Annotated in this window: 1 protein-coding gene and 1 pseudogene; both read right to left on the bottom strand. The window is 62.9% G+C overall.

The window, feature by feature from the left end:
- A pseudogene (locus EN969_RS31610) lies at positions 1–280 on the bottom strand (universal stress protein); the annotation flags it as partial.
- An 81-nt stretch (positions 281–361) separates the two neighbouring features.
- Positions 362–1,105: a competence/damage-inducible protein A gene (locus EN969_RS31605; RefSeq protein WP_063167866.1), complete on the bottom strand. Its 744-nt coding sequence runs from the start codon at positions 1,103–1,105 to the stop codon at positions 362–364.
- Between the last annotated feature and the right edge of the window lie 147 nt (positions 1,106–1,252).

Raw genomic sequence — 1,252 nt, 5'->3', positions numbered from 1 at the left:
TCTCCAGGCTTCGCCACTCGAAGGAAAGACCGGAATCCTCGATATGCCTGAGAAACAGCGTCCTCAATTTCTCGGCCCGTTCCCGGTTCATATCTGCCGAAACCTGCAGGAATTCGGTGTCGGGAAAGCCTGTGGCAGAGGTGTAGGGCACGGGAAGCGTTTCGGCGTGGATGCCGACCAGATGGCTCTGGAACCGGTTGGCGAGCGGAATGGCGCAGTCGAGCACGCGCTCGGCGTCCTGCTCGTTCTGCAGAATGGCGACGATGGTTTTGAATCGCATGACAATCCCTCAGTTCACGAGCTGGCGAACTCGTGCCGGGGAAACGTTGCAGCGTCGTGCTTTGTTCCGGTCTGGACCAGATCAGCCGGGATTGCTGGCGAAGCCGGCGACCATCGCCTCGACATCGGCGCGGGCAGCGTCCAGCGCCTCCTGGCTGCGGGCACGCACGACCAGTTCGGTCCAGAACTTGCCATCGCCATATTTCGGGTAGGAGCCGATGATCGTATCGGGATGCGCTTTCTGGATATCACCCAGCGGCCCCCCGATGAGGCCTTCGCCGAACGGGCAGGGCACGGTCGCCGACAGCATCTTTGTGCCGGCCTTCAGCGTCGGCACGACATTGTCGAGCATGGCCTGGAAAATCGACGGCACGCCAGCCATGACGTGGACGTTGCCGATGCGGAAGCCAGGCGCGACCGACACCGGATTGTCGATGAGATCGGCGCCGCGCGGCATCCGTGCCATGCGCTTGCGGGCCTCGGTATATTCGATGCCGCGCGCGGCATAGCTTGCTTCCAGCATCGCATAGGCCCGGGCATCGTATTCGCAAGGTACGCCAAAGGCCTTGGAGATGGAATCGGCCGTGATGTCGTCATGCGTCGGCCCGATGCCGCCCGTGGTGAACACATAAGTGTAGCGCGCGCGCACGGCGTTCACCGCCGCGATGATCTCGTCTTCCTCGTCCGGGACGATGCGCACTTCCTTCAGGTCGATGCCGATCGCCGTCATGATGTCGGCGAGATGGCCGATGTTCTTGTCCTTGGTGCGGCCGGACAGAATCTCATCGCCGATGACGAGCATGGCGGCGGTCACGATTTCAGGCATGGGAAGCTCCGGCAAGCGAGTGGCCCGGGAAGGCGAGTGGTCTGAGATAGCGCGGCGCAGCGGTGGCCGCAATGTCATCTCCGCGGCGCCGGCTTTCCTGCCCGACTACATGACCGCCGGAGGTGGATGGCTCGGTCGAAGCCAACT

The organism is Mesorhizobium sp. M7A.F.Ca.CA.003.01.2.1 (assembly GCF_003998945.1).
Classification (GTDB): Bacteria; Pseudomonadota; Alphaproteobacteria; order Rhizobiales; family Rhizobiaceae; genus Mesorhizobium; species Mesorhizobium ciceri.
The sequence above is the reverse complement of the archived record's forward strand: the minus strand, read 5'-3'. Positions and strand labels throughout refer to the sequence as shown.